The sequence below is a fragment of the Microbacterium sp. Cr-K20 genome, assembly GCF_000708325.1.
In the GTDB taxonomy this organism is placed as follows: Bacteria; Actinomycetota; Actinomycetes; order Actinomycetales; family Microbacteriaceae; genus Microbacterium.
Genome location: NZ_JARE01000004.1, coordinates 1 through 15,412 on the forward strand (window position 1 = coordinate 1; position 15,412 = coordinate 15,412).

A 15,412-nucleotide genomic window follows, 5' to 3' on the forward strand; every position below is an offset into this window, starting at 1 on the left:
GTGCAGGGCGCGGTCGCGCTTGCGGTGGGTTCTCCTGCGACTCGCGCGATGGCCGCGGTCCGCGCGCGCCGGGCGCCGTCCGGCGGAGGCACCTGGTCCGATGCGTCGACGGACTACACGCTCGAGCCGAACCCGTTCGACGACTCCCTCCGGCGCTGAATCGGCGGTCTCAGCGCCCGAGGAGGGCGACGATCTGACGGTCGATGTCGTCGACGAGCTCGTCGACGGTCAGGCCGACGTTCGTGCTCGCCGTCAGGGTGAGGAACATGATGGCGGACACGATACGGGCGAGGGCGGCGGCACGTTCCTCGCTCGTCTTCGGGTCGCGGCGGAGGATCGACGCCACGGCGTCCTCGGTCTCGCCCACGATGCGGAGCGCTTCGGCATGGTGCCCGTCAGAGGGTTCGGCGAACACCATCTCGCGCAGGTAGGTGCGTCCGTTCTCGACCTGAACGCGGTTGCACTCGACGATCGGTCGCAACAGTGCGAAGATCGCCGCGCGCGCATCGGGAGTCGCTTCGGCCGCAGCGATGCCCTTCTCGAGGGCGACGGCATAGTGCGCGTTCTGCACGAGCAGCAGCAGCTCGCCCTTGGTCTTCGCGTAGAGGAACAGGGTGCCGGTGCCGACATCGGCCCGCTCGGCGATCTGCTGGGTCGTGACATCGTCGATGCCGTGCTCGGCGAAGAGCTCCGCCGCCGCGGCCGTGATCCGTTCGAGTTTCTGCTGCTTGTTGCGCTCGCGACGACCGAGGGCGTTCGAAGCGGACGTCGACATGCTTTTCCTCCGGGAATAGAAACTGATTACGCTCAGTTATGACGAGAGTCGCTTATGCGCACGCTCAACTATCACTCATCATCGCAAAGAAGAGAGCAGTCCATGCCTTCACTCCACGGAGCCGTCGTCCTCGTCACCGGAGCGAACGGAGGCATTGGCACGCAGTTCGTCCACCAGGCGCTCGCGCGCGGAGCCGCCAAGGTCTACGCCAGCGCCCGCACCCCGCGCACCTGGGACGACGAGCGCGTCGTCCCTCTCGCCCTCGATGTGACGGATGCCGCGTCGATCCGTGCCGCCGTCGACGCGGCGCCCGACGTGACGGTGCTGATCAACAACGCGGGCGCCTCGGTGCCGACCGCGGGAATCCTCACCCACTCCGACGAGGACATCCGTCGGAACGTGGAAACGAACTTCCTCGGGCCGCTCTTCCTCGCGCGCGCCTACGCACCGCTTCTCGCCGGGCGCCCCGGGGCCGCGATCATCGACATCCACTCCGCCCTCGCCTGGTACGCCGTCGGCGGGATCTACAGCGCGACCAAGGCGGCGCTGTGGTCGGCGACGAACTCGCTCCGCCTCGAGCTCGCTCCGGCGGGGGTGCACGTCGTGGGGGTGCACGTCGGCTACGTCGACACCGCAATGGCCGAGCACGTCACCGACCCCAAGACCGATCCGGCCGACCTCGTCCGGGCCGTGCTGGACGCGACCGAACGCGACGAGTATGAGGTGCTCGCGGATGAGATCTCGGTGCAGGTCAAGGCCGGGCTGAGCGCTCCGCTCGAAGCGGTCTACCCGCAGCTGCGGGCGAGCGCCTGAGGAGCCGTCATGCGTGCATTCGTCGTCGACAAGTACAAGCAGCCGCTCGAGGAGCGGGAGGTCGCCGAACCCGAAGTCGGTGACCGAGACGTCCTCGTGCGGGTGGAGGCCGCGGGGCTCAACCAGCTGGACGAGAAGATCCGCCAGGGGGAGTTCGCGCAGATCCTGCCCTATGACCTGCCCCTGGTCCTCGGCAACGACGTGGCGGGGACGGTAATCCGCGTGGGCCGGCTCGTCGACGGAATCCGGCCCGGCGACCGCGTGTACGCCCGTCCCGACGCCGCCCGCATCGGGACGTTCGCCGAGCGGATTGCCGTCTCCGAGAAAGATCTCGCCCCCGTGCCCGCCGGTCTCTCGATGGCCGAGGCCGGGTCGCTCCCGCTCGTCGCCCTCACGGCCTGGCAGGCCCTGGTCGAGCGCGGCGGGGTCACGGCGGGGCAGAAGGTGCTCATCCACGCCGGCGCCGGTGGGGTCGGATCCATCGCGATCCAGCTCGCCGCGCACCTCGGAGCCACGGTCGCCACGACGGCCAGTGCGGCGAACGCGGACTTCGTCCGTGAGCTCGGTGCCGACGTCGTGATCGACTACCGTCGGCAGGGCTTCGCCGAGGAGCTGTCGGGCTACGACTTCGTGCTGGACAGCCTCGGCGGCGAGAACCTCGAGAAGTCGCTGCGGGTGCTGAAGCCGGGTGGGTTGGTCGTCGGGATATCGGGACCGCCCGACCCCGCGTTCGCCCGTGCCCAGGGGTTGAACCTCGTCGTGCGGCTGGCCGTCGCGGCGCTCAGCCGCAAGGTTCGGCGGCAGGCGAAGAAGCTCGGCGTGCGGTACGAGTTCCTCTTCATGCATGCGGACGGCGACCAGCTGCGCGAGATCACGGCGCTCGTCGACAGCGGCGCGATCCGCCCCGTCGTCGCGAAGACGTACCCGTTCGACCGTCTGCCCGAGGCCCTCGCCGACCTCGTCGCCGGGGTGAGCCGGGGCAAGGTCGTGGTCACGAACGACTGAACCCTCGGAGTCGGCAGCCGAAACCCAGACGCACCGTGCTGCCGCCGGCGCGTCGCGGGTGGACACGCCGACGGTGCGCCGCTGCGTCTGGGTTTTCGCATCCAGGCGGCGGCGCACCGTCGGGCCGGGTCAGTTGCTGCGGCGGATGGCGCGCACCCCGACGATCAGTCCGACCACCGCGACCGCGAGTGCGGACACCCAGCCCCACAGCACGGTCATGTCGCCGAGGTCTCCGGCGAACAGCGCCCGCTCGGCCTGCACGACCCAGTTCACCGGGTTGACCGATGCGACGGCCCGCATCCACTCCGGAGCATCGTCGAGCGGCAGCAGCATCCCCGACAGGATCAGCAGCGGGAAGATCAGCGACTGCTGCACTCCCCAGAACAGCCACTCCCGGTCCTTCGTCGCCAGTGCCAGCGAATACGACAGCGAGCCGAGTCCCACACCGAACACGGCCAACAGCGCCAGCCCGATGAGCAGCCCGGGGATGTCGGCCGCGAAGCCGAACGGCCAGGCGATCAGTACGATCACGAGCGCCTGCACCACGATCGGCGCGATCTCCTTGAGCGCTCGCCCGACCAGCAGCGAGGAGCGGGCGAGCGGGGCGACCAGGGTGCGCTCGTGCGAGCCGGTCATCATCTCGTACTGCAGGTTCGAACCGGTGGCACCGGTGCCGAACAGCACGATCATCACGAGCACGCCCGGCACGAACCAGGCCAGGGTCTCGCCGGCCGGCTGCCCCGAGTCGCCGATCAGCAGCGGAGCGAACAGACCGAGGAAGACGAGCGGCTGCAGCAGGCTGAAGATCAAGGTGAACGGATCGCGGACCACGGGCTTGAGCTCGCGCGTCAGCACGTTGCGGGTGTCGCGCGCGAGGTTCGGGCGCACGAGCGTGTCGGTGGCGGTCATGAGAGGACTCCTGTCGTGCTGTTCGCAGCGGTCGTGCTGTTCGCGGAGGTCGTGCTGGTGTCGGCGGAATCGGATGCTTCGCCCGCGGCATCCGTTCCTTCGCCGGCGTCACGCAGTGTGCGGCCGGTGAGGGCGAGGAACACGTCGTCGAGCGTGGGCGGGACGCCGGTCGCGCGGCGGACGAGGATGCCGGCGGCGTCGAGCTCGCGCACGATCACCGGCAGCAGTCGGTCGCCGTCCTGCACCGCGAGCGAGATGGACTCGCCCTCGACCGTGACCTCGGCGCTGCTGAGGCGGGCGACCACGGCGCGGGCGCTCGCCGCTTCGGCAGCATCCGCGAACCCGAAGGTGAGCACGTCGCCGGCCAGCGTCGCCTTGAGGGAGGCGGCGTCGTCGTCGGCGATGATGCGCCCCTTATCCATGACCATCACGCGCTCGGCGTAGCGGTCGGCCTCTTCCAGGTAGTGCGTGGTGAGGAAGACCGTGGTGCCGTGCTGCGTGCGCAGGTCGAGGATGTGCTCCCACAGGTTCGCCCGGCTCTGCGGGTCGAGTCCGGTGGAAGGCTCGTCGAGGAAGATCAGCGGCGGCGCATGCATGAGCCCGAGCGCGATGTCGAGTCGGCGCTTCTGCCCGCCGCTGAGCTGCTGCACGGTCCGCGTCGCGAAGGAGGTGAGGTCGAGCGACTCGATCAGCTCGTCGGCCCGCTTCGCGCTGTCCCTCCGCGTCATCCCGTAGAAGGCGCCCTGGCTCAGCAGTTCGTCGCGCACCCGCTGCGAGAAGCTTCCGCTGGTGAGCTGGCCGACGTAGCCGATGCGGGCGCGCACCCCGGCGGCATCCGTGCGGATGTCGTGGCCGACGACGCGTGCGCTCCCCGAGGTGGGCGGGATGAGGGTGGTCAGCATCCGCAGGGTGGTCGACTTGCCGGCGCCGTTCGGGCCGAGGAAGGCGACGAGCTCGCCGCGCACGGCGGTGAAGGAGACGTCGGTCACGGCATGCACCGGCGTCTTCTTGACGGTGAAGACCTTGGTCAGGCCTTCGGTCTCGATGAGGGATTCGTTCATGGGGAGAGCGTAGAAACCCATGCGGACAGATCCTGTCCGCATCATCTGGCAATCTGAGACGCATGACCGACACCACCTCGCGTGCATTGGCTCTGCTCAACCTGCTGCAGACGCACCGGCACTGGCCGGGGACCGAGCTCGCCACCCGGCTGGGCGTGACCGAGCGCACCGTGCGCCGCGACGTCGACCGTCTGCGCGAGCTCGGGTACCGCGTGGAATCGACGCCGGGCATCGCCGGAGGCTACCGACTCGAGGCCGGGAGCGCGGTGCCGCCGCTGCTGCTCAACGACGACGAAGCCGTCACGATGGCCATCGGGCTACGGGTCGCCGCCACCCAGCAGCTCGTCGGTGGACCCGAGGTCACGCTCACCGCCCTGGCCAAGCTCGAGCAGGTGCTGCCGTCGGCGCTGCGCCAGCGGGTCAACGCGCTCGCCGCATCGGTGCAGGCACCGCGCATCGGAGACGGTCCGGTCGTCTCGCCCGAGGTGCTGGGGGAGATAGCACTCGCCACCCGCGACACCGAGCGGCTGCGGCTGCGGTACGTGGATGGCGAAGGGCGCGAGAGCGTGCGCCGGGTCGAGCCGCACGCCCTGGCGCCGGCCGGTCGCAAGTGGTTCCTGCTCTGTTGGGACCTCGACCGCGAGGACTGGCGCACGTTCCGCGTCGACCGCATCGCTGCCGTCGAGCACACCCGCGTGCTGTTCGCCCGCCGTGACATCACCGAGGAGGAGATCGAGGAGCGCGTGCTGATCGCCTCGTCGTGGTCGCCGCAGAAGGTCGAGGCAGCCGCGGTGATGGAGCTGCCGCTCGCCGAGATGCAGGAGCGCTTCGGTCCCTGGTCGCAGGGAGCGACGGCGGTGGGCGACGACCGCACGCGGTGGCCGTTCGGAGGCTCGGACTGGCGCGAGGCGATGTATGCACTGCTGTGGATCCCCGAGGGTGTCGAGTACGCGGTGGCGCTCGCCGAACCGCACCGGAGCGAGCTGCGCGAGGCTGTCGCCCGGCTGCTGCGCGCCCTCGACGCCCCGGAGCCGGATGACGCCGAGTGACCGGCATCCGTCATCCTCAGACTCATAGGGTTATCCCAGGCAACGGTCCTGGCGGGTCAGATCACGGCCGGGTAACGTCATTCCCATCGCGGCGATCCGGGCGGTCCCGGGCCTCAGCTCATATCTGACGGCGTTGCGGGTTCGACTCCCGCCGTCGCGTCCAAATCAAGTCAGTCAGAGCCGCCAGCCGGAACCGTCAGCGGTTCCGTCGCTTCGAACGGATCGTGAGCGCCTGAGACAGCACCACGCAGGCCATTGCGACGACGGTGAACCACAGGGTCGGGCTCAGCACCTCGGTGAGGATCAGCACCGCGCAGGTCAGCCCGAAGAGGGCGCCGAAGGCGAGCAGCCCCCAGTGGATGCCGGTGCTGGTGCCGTTGCCTCGCATCCTTCCAGCCTGTCAGTCGGGTGCGTCGATGTCGACCGGGGATCCGTCCTCGTGGCGAGCGGACGACACGCCGAGCGGCCTGTTGCATATCGGTGGAGAACGGTTCTCCGGGCGAGGTCATGCTTAGCATCGGAGGATGCGAACGCGACGAACTGTGCAGGTCTACGTCGATGGTTTCGCGCTCTACAAGGGGCTGCTTCAGCGCAGGTTCCCCGAGCACAAGTGGCTGGATCTGAATTCCCTTTCCCAGAGGCTCTTCCCACATCGAGAGGTGGTCGGCGTCAAGTTCTTCACGGCGCAGCTCAAGCCGCAAACGAACGATCCAGGCGTCGGACAGCGCCAGCAGGTGTATTGGCGAGCCCTGCGCACGGTAGGTGTCGACATCATCGAGGGAACGTTCCGGTTCAACCGCCAGTACCTGCCGAAGTCGCCCGAGGAGCTGGACGCGTCGAGGAAGGTGGTCACGGTGAAGGTGAAGCGCCCAGAAGAGAAGGGCAGCGACGTCGCGCTCGCCTCGCATCTGATCATTGATGCGTTCGAGATGGTCGCCGACTCATACGCCGTGATCACGAATGACTCTGACCTGGTGGCTCCCGTTCGTATGCTCAGCGAACGAGGGCACGCATTAGCACTCGTGTCTGTAGCGAGCGGAATGTACAACAAAGCGTTCGACTGCGTGGGTCTTGAGACCGTGCGCCAGATTCGGCGGGGAACGTTGTCTGCGTCACAGTTCCCGACCGAACTCATCGGTGTTGACGGGAAGACCATTCGGAAGCCATCGACCTGGCCCTAAAAAAGCAGGCCCTCCGATCTCTCGGAGGGCCGCGCCCGGTAGTCGAAACATCCGGGTGGTTATGAGTCAAGGATACCTCAGCAGCGGCGTAACTGCTCAGGTTTGTCCGCATCGCAGGGAACGCTGGTCTCGTCAGTGTGCACCTGCCCCCTCTACAACCCCAACTGATCCAGCCGTTCCTCGAAGCGCACCTGCACATCTTCGGGCTCGTCGCCCTCGGCATCGGCCCAGATCGCATCCAACTCCTTCTGCACCGAGTCGGGGAGCGCGGAGAACTTCTCGTCCCAGGCGGCGACGGGGGTCCAGTAACCGACGACCTTGAAGCGGGTCGCGGGCAGGCCGAGCTCCTTGCGCAGGTACTTGCGCACGTCGCGCAGCGCCACGGTCTCGCCGGCCACCCACACGTACCCCTCGTCGAGGGGGAGCCGGTCGTCGACGATGCCGCGCACGAGCGGGCCGAGCGCGCTGGGGCCGTGGCCGTTGCCGCCGACCACCCAGGTGACCTCGACGTCGGGGCCGACCTCGAGCGGCACACGGTCCGCCTCGCTCGGCACCTCGAGCACGACCCGGGTGCGCACGCCCGACGGCACCTCGGCGATGATGCGCGCCACGGCGGGAAGCCCGGTGAGGTCGGCGACGAGCACCTGCCATGTGATGTCTTCCGGCGGTGAGTACAGGCCGGTCGGGGAGTTCAGGCCGAGCACGTGCCCCGGTTCCGCGCGCGCCGCCCACGGCCCCGCGACGCCCGCCTCATGGATCACGAAGTCGATGTCGAGTTCGCCGGCATCCGGACGCACACCGCTGATCGTGTACGTGCGCATCGGGGCTTCCGGCGCGCCCTCTGGCGTCTCCCACCAGTCGCCCGCGGGCACGGGAAGCGAGACATCCTTCGGGTCCTCGCCGTGCGGGAAGAACACCCGCACGTACTCGTCGCCGATGCCGGTGCTGAGGAAGTCGGTGATGCCGTCGCCGCCGAGCGTGACCCGGACCAGGGTCGGAGTGAGGGTGGTGGTGCTGATGACGATGCCGCGGTGGATGCTCACGGAGTCTCCGTCTCTGTGGTGGGGGTCTGGCCGGCAGGGGTGTGGCCGGTGGGGATGTGGCCGGTGGGGATGTGGCCGGTGGGGGTGTGCGGATGGGGAGCGCTGCGGGTCTGGGCGAGCCAGGAGTCGCGGTAGAGACCCGCCGTGGCGATGAGCTCGTCGTGCGTGCCGCGCTGCGTCGGCCTGCCGTCGGCGAACACGACGATCTGCTCGGCGGTGACGGCCTGCTGCAGCCGGTGCGCGATGAGCACGGCGGTGCGGCCCTTGCGCAGCGCCGCGATCGCGTGTTCCACGGCTTCGCGGTGATGGAGACCGACGTCGGCGGTGGCCTCATCGAGGATCACGACGTCGGGGTCGGCGAGGAACGCCCGCGCGACCGCGAGCTGCTGGATGCGTCCCTCGTCGAGCGGCACGGCGGACGCGGATGCGGCACCGCCGTCCCGCTCGAGGACCATCGCCTCGACCGCCCACTCCGCGCCGACCGCCCGCAATGCGGCGACGATCTCGTCGTCGCTCGCCTCGGGGGCGACCAGCCGCAGGTTGTCGGCGATCGTGCCCCGGAAGTGATGAAGCTCCTGCGACAAGTAGTACGGGGCCTCCGCGCTCGACGCGAGGTGCACGCTGCCCGAGGTCGGCGGATGATGCCCGGCGATCACACGCGCGAGCGTGCTCTTGCCCGACCCCGAGGTGCCGACCAGCGCCGCCGTGGTGCCCTGGTCGACCCGCAAGTTCACATCGCTGATGCCGCGACCGGTGGTCGGATAGTGGAAGGTCAGGTCCCGCACCTCGATGCCGACCGATGCCCGTGGTGCCGCATCCGTCTCCTCGTCCCGTGGGGCCGAGGCGGGCGCGAGGTCGATGACCCCGACGAGTCGCGCGAGCCCGATCGCCGCACGCTGGATGTCGTTGAGCCCGAAGATCAGCTGCCCGACCGGGCCGAACAAGCGGTGGAACAGCAACGCGGCCGTGGTGACGGCTCCCACCGTGATCGCGCCTGCCGACTGCAGGAGGAACCCGGTGCCGAGGATCGCAGCCAGCCCGACGAGCTCGCCGCCGTTGATCCACCGGAACAGCCGGTTCGTCACCCGCACGCCCTCGATCTGCATGTGGATCGATGCTTCGGCGCGCTCACGGACCCGCTCGAGCGCGGGTTCCTGCTCGTTGAAGGCGGTGAGCGTCTCGATGCCCTCGACCGCGTCGAGCACGGCCTGACTGCGCGCGGCCTCGCGCACCCGTACCTCGCGGAACACCACGCGCGACCTGCGGAGGAAGGCCCGAGTACCGAGCACATAGAACGGTGCCGAGGCGATTCCGGCGAGGGCGAGCCACGGGTCGAGGGCGGTCAGCGCGACCACCGAGACCCCGATCGCGAAGCTCGCCGACAGGAGCGTCGGGGCGACGTTGCCGCCGGCCTCGGCCACGGCATCCACGTCTCCGGTGACGCGGGAGAGCAGGTCGGCGCTCTCGCCATCGTCGACCTCGCCGACCGGCAACCGCATCGCCGAGGCGAACACGTCTTCGCGCAGGGTGGCGAGCATGTGCTGCACCAGGCCGGTGAGCACGCGCACGGCCCACAGCATCATCACGGTCGCGCCGATCGCGCCGAGGCCCGCTCCGGCCACCCAGCCGGAGATGGTCGCGAAGCCGGCATCCGACGCGACCGCATCCACGATCCGGCCGAGGCATGCGGGCATCACGATCCCTAGAGCGGATGCCGCGAGGAAGAGCGCGGCGACGGCGGCGACCCGGCCCGGATGCTGCCGCAGCAGCCCGCCGACGACGGCCCGAACACGGGCCCCGGAGGCGATGGGCAGCAGAGCGGCGGTCGGGGTCGTGTCACTCATGGGGAGCATCCGATCCGGGAGAGGGGAGGTCGATGACCCGGTCGCAGGCGTCGAGCAGCACGGGGGAGGTGGTGATCACGATCACGGTCTCCTCGTGCGCGGCGAGGGCGTGGGCGATGTGCGCCTCGGTGAGGGCATCGACGGCCGAGGTCGGCTCGTCGAGCACCAGCACGTCGGCCTCCGCGTGCAGGGCGCGGGCGATCCCGATGCGCTGGCGCTGTCCGCCCGAGAGCCGTCGACCGGCCTCGCCGACCTGCGATTCCCAGCCGCCCACCTGCGCCACGGTGTCGTGCAGTGCTGCCATCTCGATGAACGGCGGATGCGCGGGTCCGTCCGCCCCGTGGCCGCGCACGGCCTCGCGCAGAGACCCGCTCACGATCGTCTGCTCGTGTGGCGGGGCGACGACCCGACGGCGGTACTCGACGGGGTCGAGGGTGGTCAGATCACGGAGTCCGCCGTCGACGGCGACCGACACCAGCCCGGGCTCGGCGCGCGAGCGCAGCCCGAGCAGGCGGGAGAGCGCGCGGGCCGCGTCGCTGTCGGCGGGACGGATGCCGAGCACCTCACGCTCGCGCACCTCCACGAGCGGGGATCCCGAGCCGGCGCGGAAAGCCAGCACGACATCGCCGGCCGGCTCTGTCGGGGAAGACGCGGCGGGCGGGTCGAGCAGATCCTCGGCGTCGATCACCTCGGCGAGGCGCTTGGCCGAGGCGAGCTTGTGGATCCAGTTGCTCGGGAACGAGCCCGCGTACGCGAGATACCCGCTGATGAACTGGGCGAGTCCGAGCACGGTCACCAGTTCGCCGATGCTGATGCGGCCCTCCGCCGCGAACCACGCAGACATGCCGGCGAGGGCCGTCGTCGCGACCGCGGCCAGGGTGCCGCTCACCGCTTCGTACGAGGCGAGCGATCTTCCGGCGGCCGTCGCGGCACGGCGGGAGGTGTCGCTCGCCGCGATGTACCGCCGCACGGCCTCTTCGCGCGCACCGATTCCCACGAGCACCCGGAAGCCGCTCATGAAGTCGGCTGCGACCGCCCCGGCCTCGGTCGCGGCGTGCTGCTCGGCGAAGCCGCGACGCTCCAACGGGCGCGAGACCACCTGCATCACGAACATCATCGCGATGGTCGAGCCGAACACCACGAGCGTCGCGACGGGCGAGATCACGAGCATCGCGAGACCTGCCCCGATGATCGCGGCGATCGTCGAGCACTGCTGCGCGACCGACCAGGCGACTCCGGCCACGCGGTAGGTGTCGGAAGTGACGAACGTGAGTGCTTCGCCCGGAGTGACCGCGCGACGGGAGAGCCGGGGGCGCAGCATCCGCGACAGGGCGAGGTGGCGCAGCGCCTGCTCGCCGTAGCCGTAGATCGAGACCATGAGTCGGGAGGCCGCCTGGTAGCTCGCGGTCAACACGAGGAACGTGCCGACCAGCACGCCGAGCCAGAGCGCGAGGGCTGCGGGGTCGGCGGGCAGCACGGCGCGGTCGATCGTCGCCCCGATGAGGACAGGGATGGTCGCCTCGGCGAGGGAGTGCACGATGAGCAGCGCGGTAGCCCCGGCGAGGGCGATGCCGCGCCCCTCGGACTTCAGTGCGATCCCGAACAGCCTTCGCGGAGTGGACGTCACGGCGTCCGCCGTCCGAGCGGCAGCACCAGCGGGGTGCACGACACCGGGTCCGTGATGACCTTGCAGGGCAGGTCGTACACGGCCTGGACGAGCTCGGCGGTGATGATCTCGCGCGGGTCGCCCTGCGCCACGATGGCGCCGTCACGCATCGCCACGAGGTGCGTCGCGTAGCGGGCGGCATGGTTGAGGTCGTGCAGCACGGCGACGAGCGTCGTGCCGTCGCGGTGCAGGTCGGCGAACAGCTCCATCAGGTCGATCTGGTGCGCGATGTCGAGGAACGTCATCGGCTCGTCGAGCAGCAGGTGCTTCGTCTGCTGGGCGAGGGCCATCGCCACCCAGACCCGCTGCCGCTGCCCGCCCGAGAGCTCATCGACCAGGCGTCGCGACAGGTCGGTGACCCCGGTCGCGGCCATGGCCTCGGACACTGCGCGCTCGTCGGCGCTGCTCCAGGTGCGCATGGCGCTCTGGTGCGGGAAGCGTCCGCGCCCGACGAGGTCGGCGACGGTGATGCCGTCGGGGGCGATGGACGACTGCGGCAGCAGGCCGAGCTTGCGGGCGGCCTCCTTCGGCTTGAGCGAGCGCAGCTCGTCACCGTCGAGGAGCACCGCTCCGGTCGTCGGGCGCAGCAGGCGGGCGAACCCGCGCAGCAGGGTCGACTTTCCGCACGCGTTCGGTCCGATGATGATCGTGAACGAGCCGTCGGGGACCTCGAGCGACAGGTCGGAGATGATGGGGGTCTCTCCGTAGCCCAGCGTGATGTCGCGGGCCAGCAGCGAAGCGGTCATGGGTGTTCCTTTCAGGTGCGGCGCGCGTACTGGGCGGCCAGCAGCCAGGCGAGATAGATGCCGCCGACCGAGACCGTCACCACGCCGACCGGTACGGCGACGAGCTGGGCGACGGCATCCGACACCACGACGAGGGCTGCGCCGGTCAGCATCACGGGCATCGTGCCCATCGGGGTGTTCGAGCGGGTGAGCCGCTGCGAGATCTGCGGGGCCGCGAGGGCGATGAACGAGATGGGGCCGGCGGCGGCGGTGACGAGAGCGACCAGGGCCACGCCGAAGATCATGGCCGCGAGGCGGGTGCGCCCCGGGCTGATGCCGAGCGCGGTGGCCGCGTCGTCGCCCATCTCCAGCACCGGCAGCGTGCGGGCGAGGGGGAGGGAGAGCACGGTCACGATCGCGAACACGATCGCCGCCGGGATCAGCTGGTCGAAGCCGAGCGAGGCGAGCGAGCCCGCGCCCCAGGTCGCGGCCATCATCGCCTTCTCGACGCTGACCGAGATGAGGATCCACGAGGTGAGCGACCCGAGGCCGGCCGAGACGCCGATGCCGACGATGATGAGGCGGAACGACGACATCGTGTTCTTGTTGGCCAGCACGTAGACGAGCAGCGCGGTGAGCAGACCGCCGACGAGGGCTCCCGCCGCCTTGATCATGTAGGTGTTCAGCTCGAGCACGATCATCACGAGCGTCACGCCGAACTGGGCTCCGATCCCGAAGCCGATGATGTCGGGGGAGCCGAGCGGGTTGCGCGTGAGGGACTGGAAGATCCCGCCGGCGAGGGCCAGCGCTGCTCCGCACAGCACCGCGAAGAGCACGCGCGGCAGGCGCCACTCGAAGACCACCTGGCGGATGTCGGGGTCGGATGCCGGATCGACGATGGCGCGCAGGACTGCGGGGAAGTCGACCTCGTAGGCGCCGATGGTCATCGAGGCCAGGCCGGTTCCGACGATGACGATGACGAGCACGACGCTGACGATGACGGAGCGCACCGGGATGAGGGCGGCGATGCGCCGGGTCTCGATCCGGATCAGGCGACGCCCGTGATCGACCGGGGCGAACTCGGTGTGCGAAGAGTCGATGGCGGGCAGGGCGACGGGCTTCTGGTCGATGCTCACAGTCCGCTCACCCGCTTCCGGCGCACGAGGATGATCAGGATCGGGGCGCCGAGCAGAGCGGTCACGATCCCGACGCGCATCTCCCCGTTCGGGAGCACGATGCGGCCGAGGATGTCGGCGAACAGCAGGAACGCCGGGCCGATGACCATCGAGTAGGTCAGCACCCAGCGCTGATCGGGACCGGTGAACCAGCGGACGATGTGCGGGATCATGAGCCCGACGAAGGCGATGGGGCCGGCAGCGGCGACGCTGGTTCCCGCCAGCAGGGTGACGGCGATGATGACGAGGATCCGCGTCACGCGCACGCGTGCGCCGAGCGCCTGCGCGAGGTCATCGCCCAGGGCGAGGGCGTTCAGCGAGCGCGCGCACAGGAGACCGATCAGCAGACCGATCGCGATCAGTGGTGCCGCCCACGCGAGCTGGTCGAGGGTGCGTCCGCCGATCGAGCCGACACCCCAGAACCGCATGACCTGGAGGGTGCCGAGGTCGCGCAGCACGATCGCGGTGGTGAATCCGGTGAAGGCCGCGCCGAGGGCGACTCCGGCGAGCGTGAGCTTCATGGGGGTCGCACCCGACGCCCCGAACGAGCCGAGCACGTAGACGAGCACCGTCAGGACGACGGCGCCCGCGAGGGCGAACGGCACGTAGGCGCCGGGTGCCGTCAGGCCGAGCACGCCGACCGCGAAGGTGACGGCGAAGGAGGCGCCGGCGTTGACTCCGAGGATGCCGGGGTCGGCCAGCGGGTTGCGGGTGAAGGCCTGGATGAGTCCGCCGCACACGGCGAGGGCGGCACCGACGACGATGCCGAGCAGCGTGCGCGGCACCCGCAGTTCCATGACCATCAGGTGCAGCGGGTTCTCGTCGTCGTAGGAGAAGAGGGACTGCAGCACGGTGAGGGGGTCGATCGCGCGGCTGCCGATCGCGAGCGAGGCGATGACGGCGACCACCAGCACCACGGTGGAGACGATGAGTCCCAGCACCAGCGTCCCGTTGCGGTGCGGGGAGTCGTCGCTGCGACTCCCCGCACCTGTGTTCGAGACGTCCGTGTCGTCTTGCGTCGCCAGGGACATCTCGCGGGTCACTTCCCGTCGATGGTCGGCTCGCCCTGCAGTGCGGCTGCGAGGTCGTCGACGTACTTCGGGAGGATGTACTTCAGCGACAGCACGGTCGGTGCGCTGATCGCGGAGGCCTCGGCGTCGTTCGCGTAGATCACGTACGACCCGTCGGCGATCGGCTCCCAACGGGAGACGACCTTGTTCTCGACCGTGTACTTCCCCTCATCCGCGCTGCCGCCCCAGGCTGCGAACAGGTCGGCCTGCACGTCGTAGAGGTTCTCGAGGCTGACGCCGGTGTACCAGTTGTCGCCCTCGGCGCTCGCGAGGAAGCTGTCCATCGCCGAGGTGGAGGTGAAGCCCAGCGCCTCGGTGATGCGCACGCGCGGGTCGTACTCGAGGTAGACGCCGAGGTCGGTGCCGCCCTCGTTCAGGGTCAGGCCCCAGACGAAGGTCTTGTCCTGGAACTCGGGGTGCTCTCCGGAGAGGGTGGTGATCTGCTCCTCGGTCTCGGCGATCAGCTCCTCGGCCTTCGTCTCCTCCGACAGGGCCTTGCCGACCGTGCGGGTCATGCCCTCCCAGGTGCCCGGGTTCCACGGCCCCTCGATGTACGGCACCGTCGGAGCGATCTCGCTCAGGCGCTCGTACTCGATGTCGGTGACGCCCGAGTAGAGGCTCAGGATGAGGTCGGGCTTGAGTTCCTTGATGGCCTCGTAGTTCGGGCCGTCCTCGACGAAGGGGACGATCTCGGGGGTCTCGCCGTATTCCTCGGTGACGTACTCCTCGAACCAGGGCTGGTAGCCGCTCTCGTCGGCGCCCCAGACCTCTTCGATGCCGACCGGGTTGGTGCCGAGGGCCGCGACGATGTCAGGCGTCATCCAGCCGAGGGCGACCACGCGCTGCGGCTTCTCGGGGATCACGGTCTCCCCGTGGCCATGCTCGATGACCACCCCGTCGACGGCGGCCGACGTGGCTGCGGATTCGGCGGCTTCACCGGATGCCGTGCACCCCGCCAGGGTGAGGACGGCGGCGAGGGCCGCGGCGACGAGGGCAGAGCCTCGGCGGATCTTCGGGCGCGCAGAAGCGAGCGACATGGTTCTCCTTCGGGAAGGGGGGAGGGGTGTGCCGCGTCAACGCGGCGAGAAGTTAGGTA

Annotated in this window: 15 protein-coding genes and 1 pseudogene; 5 read left to right on the forward strand and 11 right to left on the reverse strand. The window is 69.7% G+C overall.

Annotated elements, in window-relative coordinates:
• Positions 1 to 169: 169 nt before the first annotated feature.
• Positions 170 to 775 carry a TetR/AcrR family transcriptional regulator gene (locus tag GZ67_RS0100375; protein ID WP_029260870.1) on the reverse strand — a complete coding sequence of 202 codons (606 nt, stop codon included), beginning with the start codon at positions 773 to 775 and terminating at the stop codon, positions 170 to 172.
• A gap of 102 nt (positions 776 to 877) precedes the next feature.
• Here GZ67_RS0100375 and GZ67_RS0100380 point away from each other — a divergent pair, with 102 nt between their 5' ends.
• Together GZ67_RS0100380 and GZ67_RS0100385 are read left to right on the forward strand one after the other, a co-directional pair.
• The gene (locus tag GZ67_RS0100380; RefSeq protein WP_029260871.1) at positions 878 to 1,588 is read left to right on the forward strand and encodes an SDR family oxidoreductase; all 711 of its coding nucleotides are present in this window, start codon (positions 878 to 880) and stop codon (positions 1,586 to 1,588) included.
• Between the two features lie 9 nt (positions 1,589 to 1,597).
• Complete coding sequence (locus GZ67_RS0100385) at positions 1,598 to 2,593, forward strand: NADP-dependent oxidoreductase (RefSeq protein ID WP_029260872.1); 996 nt, start codon at positions 1,598 to 1,600, stop codon at positions 2,591 to 2,593.
• A 129-nt stretch (positions 2,594 to 2,722) separates the two neighbouring features.
• Here the strand turns inward: GZ67_RS0100385 and GZ67_RS0100390 are convergent, their stop codons facing one another.
• Both GZ67_RS0100390 and GZ67_RS0100395 read right to left on the reverse strand, forming a co-directional pair.
• Positions 2,723 to 3,502: an ABC transporter permease gene (locus GZ67_RS0100390; RefSeq protein WP_029260873.1), complete on the reverse strand. Its 780-nt coding sequence runs from the start codon at positions 3,500 to 3,502 to the stop codon at positions 2,723 to 2,725.
• The gene (locus tag GZ67_RS0100395) at positions 3,499 to 4,563 is read right to left on the reverse strand and encodes an ABC transporter ATP-binding protein (protein WP_051662259.1); all 1,065 of its coding nucleotides are present in this window, start codon (positions 4,561 to 4,563) and stop codon (positions 3,499 to 3,501) included. Before GZ67_RS0100395 ends, GZ67_RS0100390 begins: the two co-directional genes overlap by 4 nt.
• Positions 4,564 to 4,625: 62 nt before the next feature.
• Between GZ67_RS0100395 and GZ67_RS0100400 the strand changes: the two genes are divergently transcribed.
• The gene (locus GZ67_RS0100400) at positions 4,626 to 5,612 is read left to right on the forward strand and encodes a helix-turn-helix transcriptional regulator (RefSeq protein WP_029260875.1); all 987 of its coding nucleotides are present in this window, start codon (positions 4,626 to 4,628) and stop codon (positions 5,610 to 5,612) included.
• Positions 5,613 to 5,699: 87 nt separating this feature from the next.
• Positions 5,700 to 5,775, forward strand: a pseudogene (locus GZ67_RS20500).
• Positions 5,776 to 5,808: 33 nt separating this feature from the next.
• Here the strand turns inward: GZ67_RS20500 and GZ67_RS0100405 are convergent.
• Positions 5,809 to 6,000, reverse strand: coding sequence for a hypothetical protein (locus GZ67_RS0100405; protein WP_029260876.1), 192 nt, complete (start codon positions 5,998 to 6,000; stop codon positions 5,809 to 5,811).
• A 136-nt stretch (positions 6,001 to 6,136) separates the two neighbouring features.
• Between GZ67_RS0100405 and GZ67_RS19980 the strand changes: the two genes are divergently transcribed.
• Positions 6,137 to 6,793: an NYN domain-containing protein gene (locus GZ67_RS19980; protein ID WP_081859830.1), complete on the forward strand. Its 657-nt coding sequence runs from the start codon at positions 6,137 to 6,139 to the stop codon at positions 6,791 to 6,793.
• A 152-nt stretch (positions 6,794 to 6,945) separates the two neighbouring features.
• Here the strand turns inward: GZ67_RS19980 and GZ67_RS0100415 are convergent, their stop codons facing one another.
• From GZ67_RS0100415 to GZ67_RS0100445, 7 genes are read right to left on the reverse strand one after another with little or no spacing between them, the layout of a single operon-like run.
• Positions 6,946 to 7,836 carry a siderophore-interacting protein gene (locus GZ67_RS0100415; protein ID WP_029260878.1) on the reverse strand — a complete coding sequence of 297 codons (891 nt, stop codon included), beginning with the start codon at positions 7,834 to 7,836 and terminating at the stop codon, positions 6,946 to 6,948.
• Positions 7,833 to 9,680: an ABC transporter ATP-binding protein gene (locus GZ67_RS0100420; protein WP_168380807.1), complete on the reverse strand. Its 1,848-nt coding sequence runs from the start codon at positions 9,678 to 9,680 to the stop codon at positions 7,833 to 7,835. Before GZ67_RS0100420 ends, GZ67_RS0100415 begins: the two co-directional genes overlap by 4 nt.
• Positions 9,673 to 11,307, reverse strand: a complete 1,635-nt coding sequence (locus GZ67_RS0100425) for an ABC transporter ATP-binding protein (RefSeq protein WP_136025913.1) — start codon at positions 11,305 to 11,307, stop codon at positions 9,673 to 9,675. The genes GZ67_RS0100420 and GZ67_RS0100425 overlap by 8 nt, the downstream gene beginning before the upstream one ends.
• A complete protein-coding gene (locus GZ67_RS0100430; RefSeq protein WP_036302858.1) occupies positions 11,304 to 12,092 on the reverse strand; it encodes an ABC transporter ATP-binding protein in 789 nt (262 codons plus the stop codon). The genes GZ67_RS0100425 and GZ67_RS0100430 overlap by 4 nt, the downstream gene beginning before the upstream one ends.
• 11 nt (positions 12,093 to 12,103) lie before the next feature.
• Entirely contained in the window at positions 12,104 to 13,207 is a 1,104-nt protein-coding gene (locus tag GZ67_RS0100435) for a FecCD family ABC transporter permease (protein WP_051662231.1), read from the reverse strand.
• Positions 13,204 to 14,289 carry a FecCD family ABC transporter permease gene (locus GZ67_RS0100440; RefSeq protein ID WP_081859831.1) on the reverse strand — a complete coding sequence of 362 codons (1,086 nt, stop codon included), beginning with the start codon at positions 14,287 to 14,289 and terminating at the stop codon, positions 13,204 to 13,206. Before GZ67_RS0100440 ends, GZ67_RS0100435 begins: the two co-directional genes overlap by 4 nt.
• Complete coding sequence (locus GZ67_RS0100445) at positions 14,286 to 15,353, reverse strand: ABC transporter substrate-binding protein (protein ID WP_029260884.1); 1,068 nt, start codon at positions 15,351 to 15,353, stop codon at positions 14,286 to 14,288. Before GZ67_RS0100445 ends, GZ67_RS0100440 begins: the two co-directional genes overlap by 4 nt.
• Positions 15,354 to 15,412: the final 59 nt, after the last annotated feature.

Bases quoted from the DNA above. Each gene is read 5' to 3' on its own strand.
- GZ67_RS0100375 (WP_029260870.1), bottom strand. From the start codon at position 775: ATGTCGACGTCCGCTTCGAACGCCCTCGGTCGTCGCGAGCGCAACAAG.
- GZ67_RS0100380 (WP_029260871.1), top strand. From the start codon at position 878: ATGCCTTCACTCCACGGAGCCGTCGTCCTCGTCACCGGAGCGAACGGA.
- GZ67_RS0100385 (WP_029260872.1), top strand. From the start codon at position 1,598: ATGCGTGCATTCGTCGTCGACAAGTACAAGCAGCCGCTCGAGGAGCGG.
- GZ67_RS0100390 (WP_029260873.1), bottom strand. From the start codon at position 3,502: ATGACCGCCACCGACACGCTCGTGCGCCCGAACCTCGCGCGCGACACC.
- GZ67_RS0100395 (WP_051662259.1), bottom strand. From the start codon at position 4,563: ATGAACGAATCCCTCATCGAGACCGAAGGCCTGACCAAGGTCTTCACC.
- GZ67_RS0100400 (WP_029260875.1), top strand. From the start codon at position 4,626: ATGACCGACACCACCTCGCGTGCATTGGCTCTGCTCAACCTGCTGCAG.
- GZ67_RS0100405 (WP_029260876.1), bottom strand. From the start codon at position 6,000: ATGCGAGGCAACGGCACCAGCACCGGCATCCACTGGGGGCTGCTCGCC.
- GZ67_RS19980 (WP_081859830.1), top strand. From the start codon at position 6,137: ATGCGAACGCGACGAACTGTGCAGGTCTACGTCGATGGTTTCGCGCTC.
- GZ67_RS0100420 (WP_168380807.1), bottom strand. From the start codon at position 9,680: ATGAGTGACACGACCCCGACCGCCGCTCTGCTGCCCATCGCCTCCGGG.
- GZ67_RS0100430 (WP_036302858.1), bottom strand. From the start codon at position 12,092: ATGACCGCTTCGCTGCTGGCCCGCGACATCACGCTGGGCTACGGAGAG.
- GZ67_RS0100445 (WP_029260884.1), bottom strand. From the start codon at position 15,353: ATGTCGCTCGCTTCTGCGCGCCCGAAGATCCGCCGAGGCTCTGCCCTC.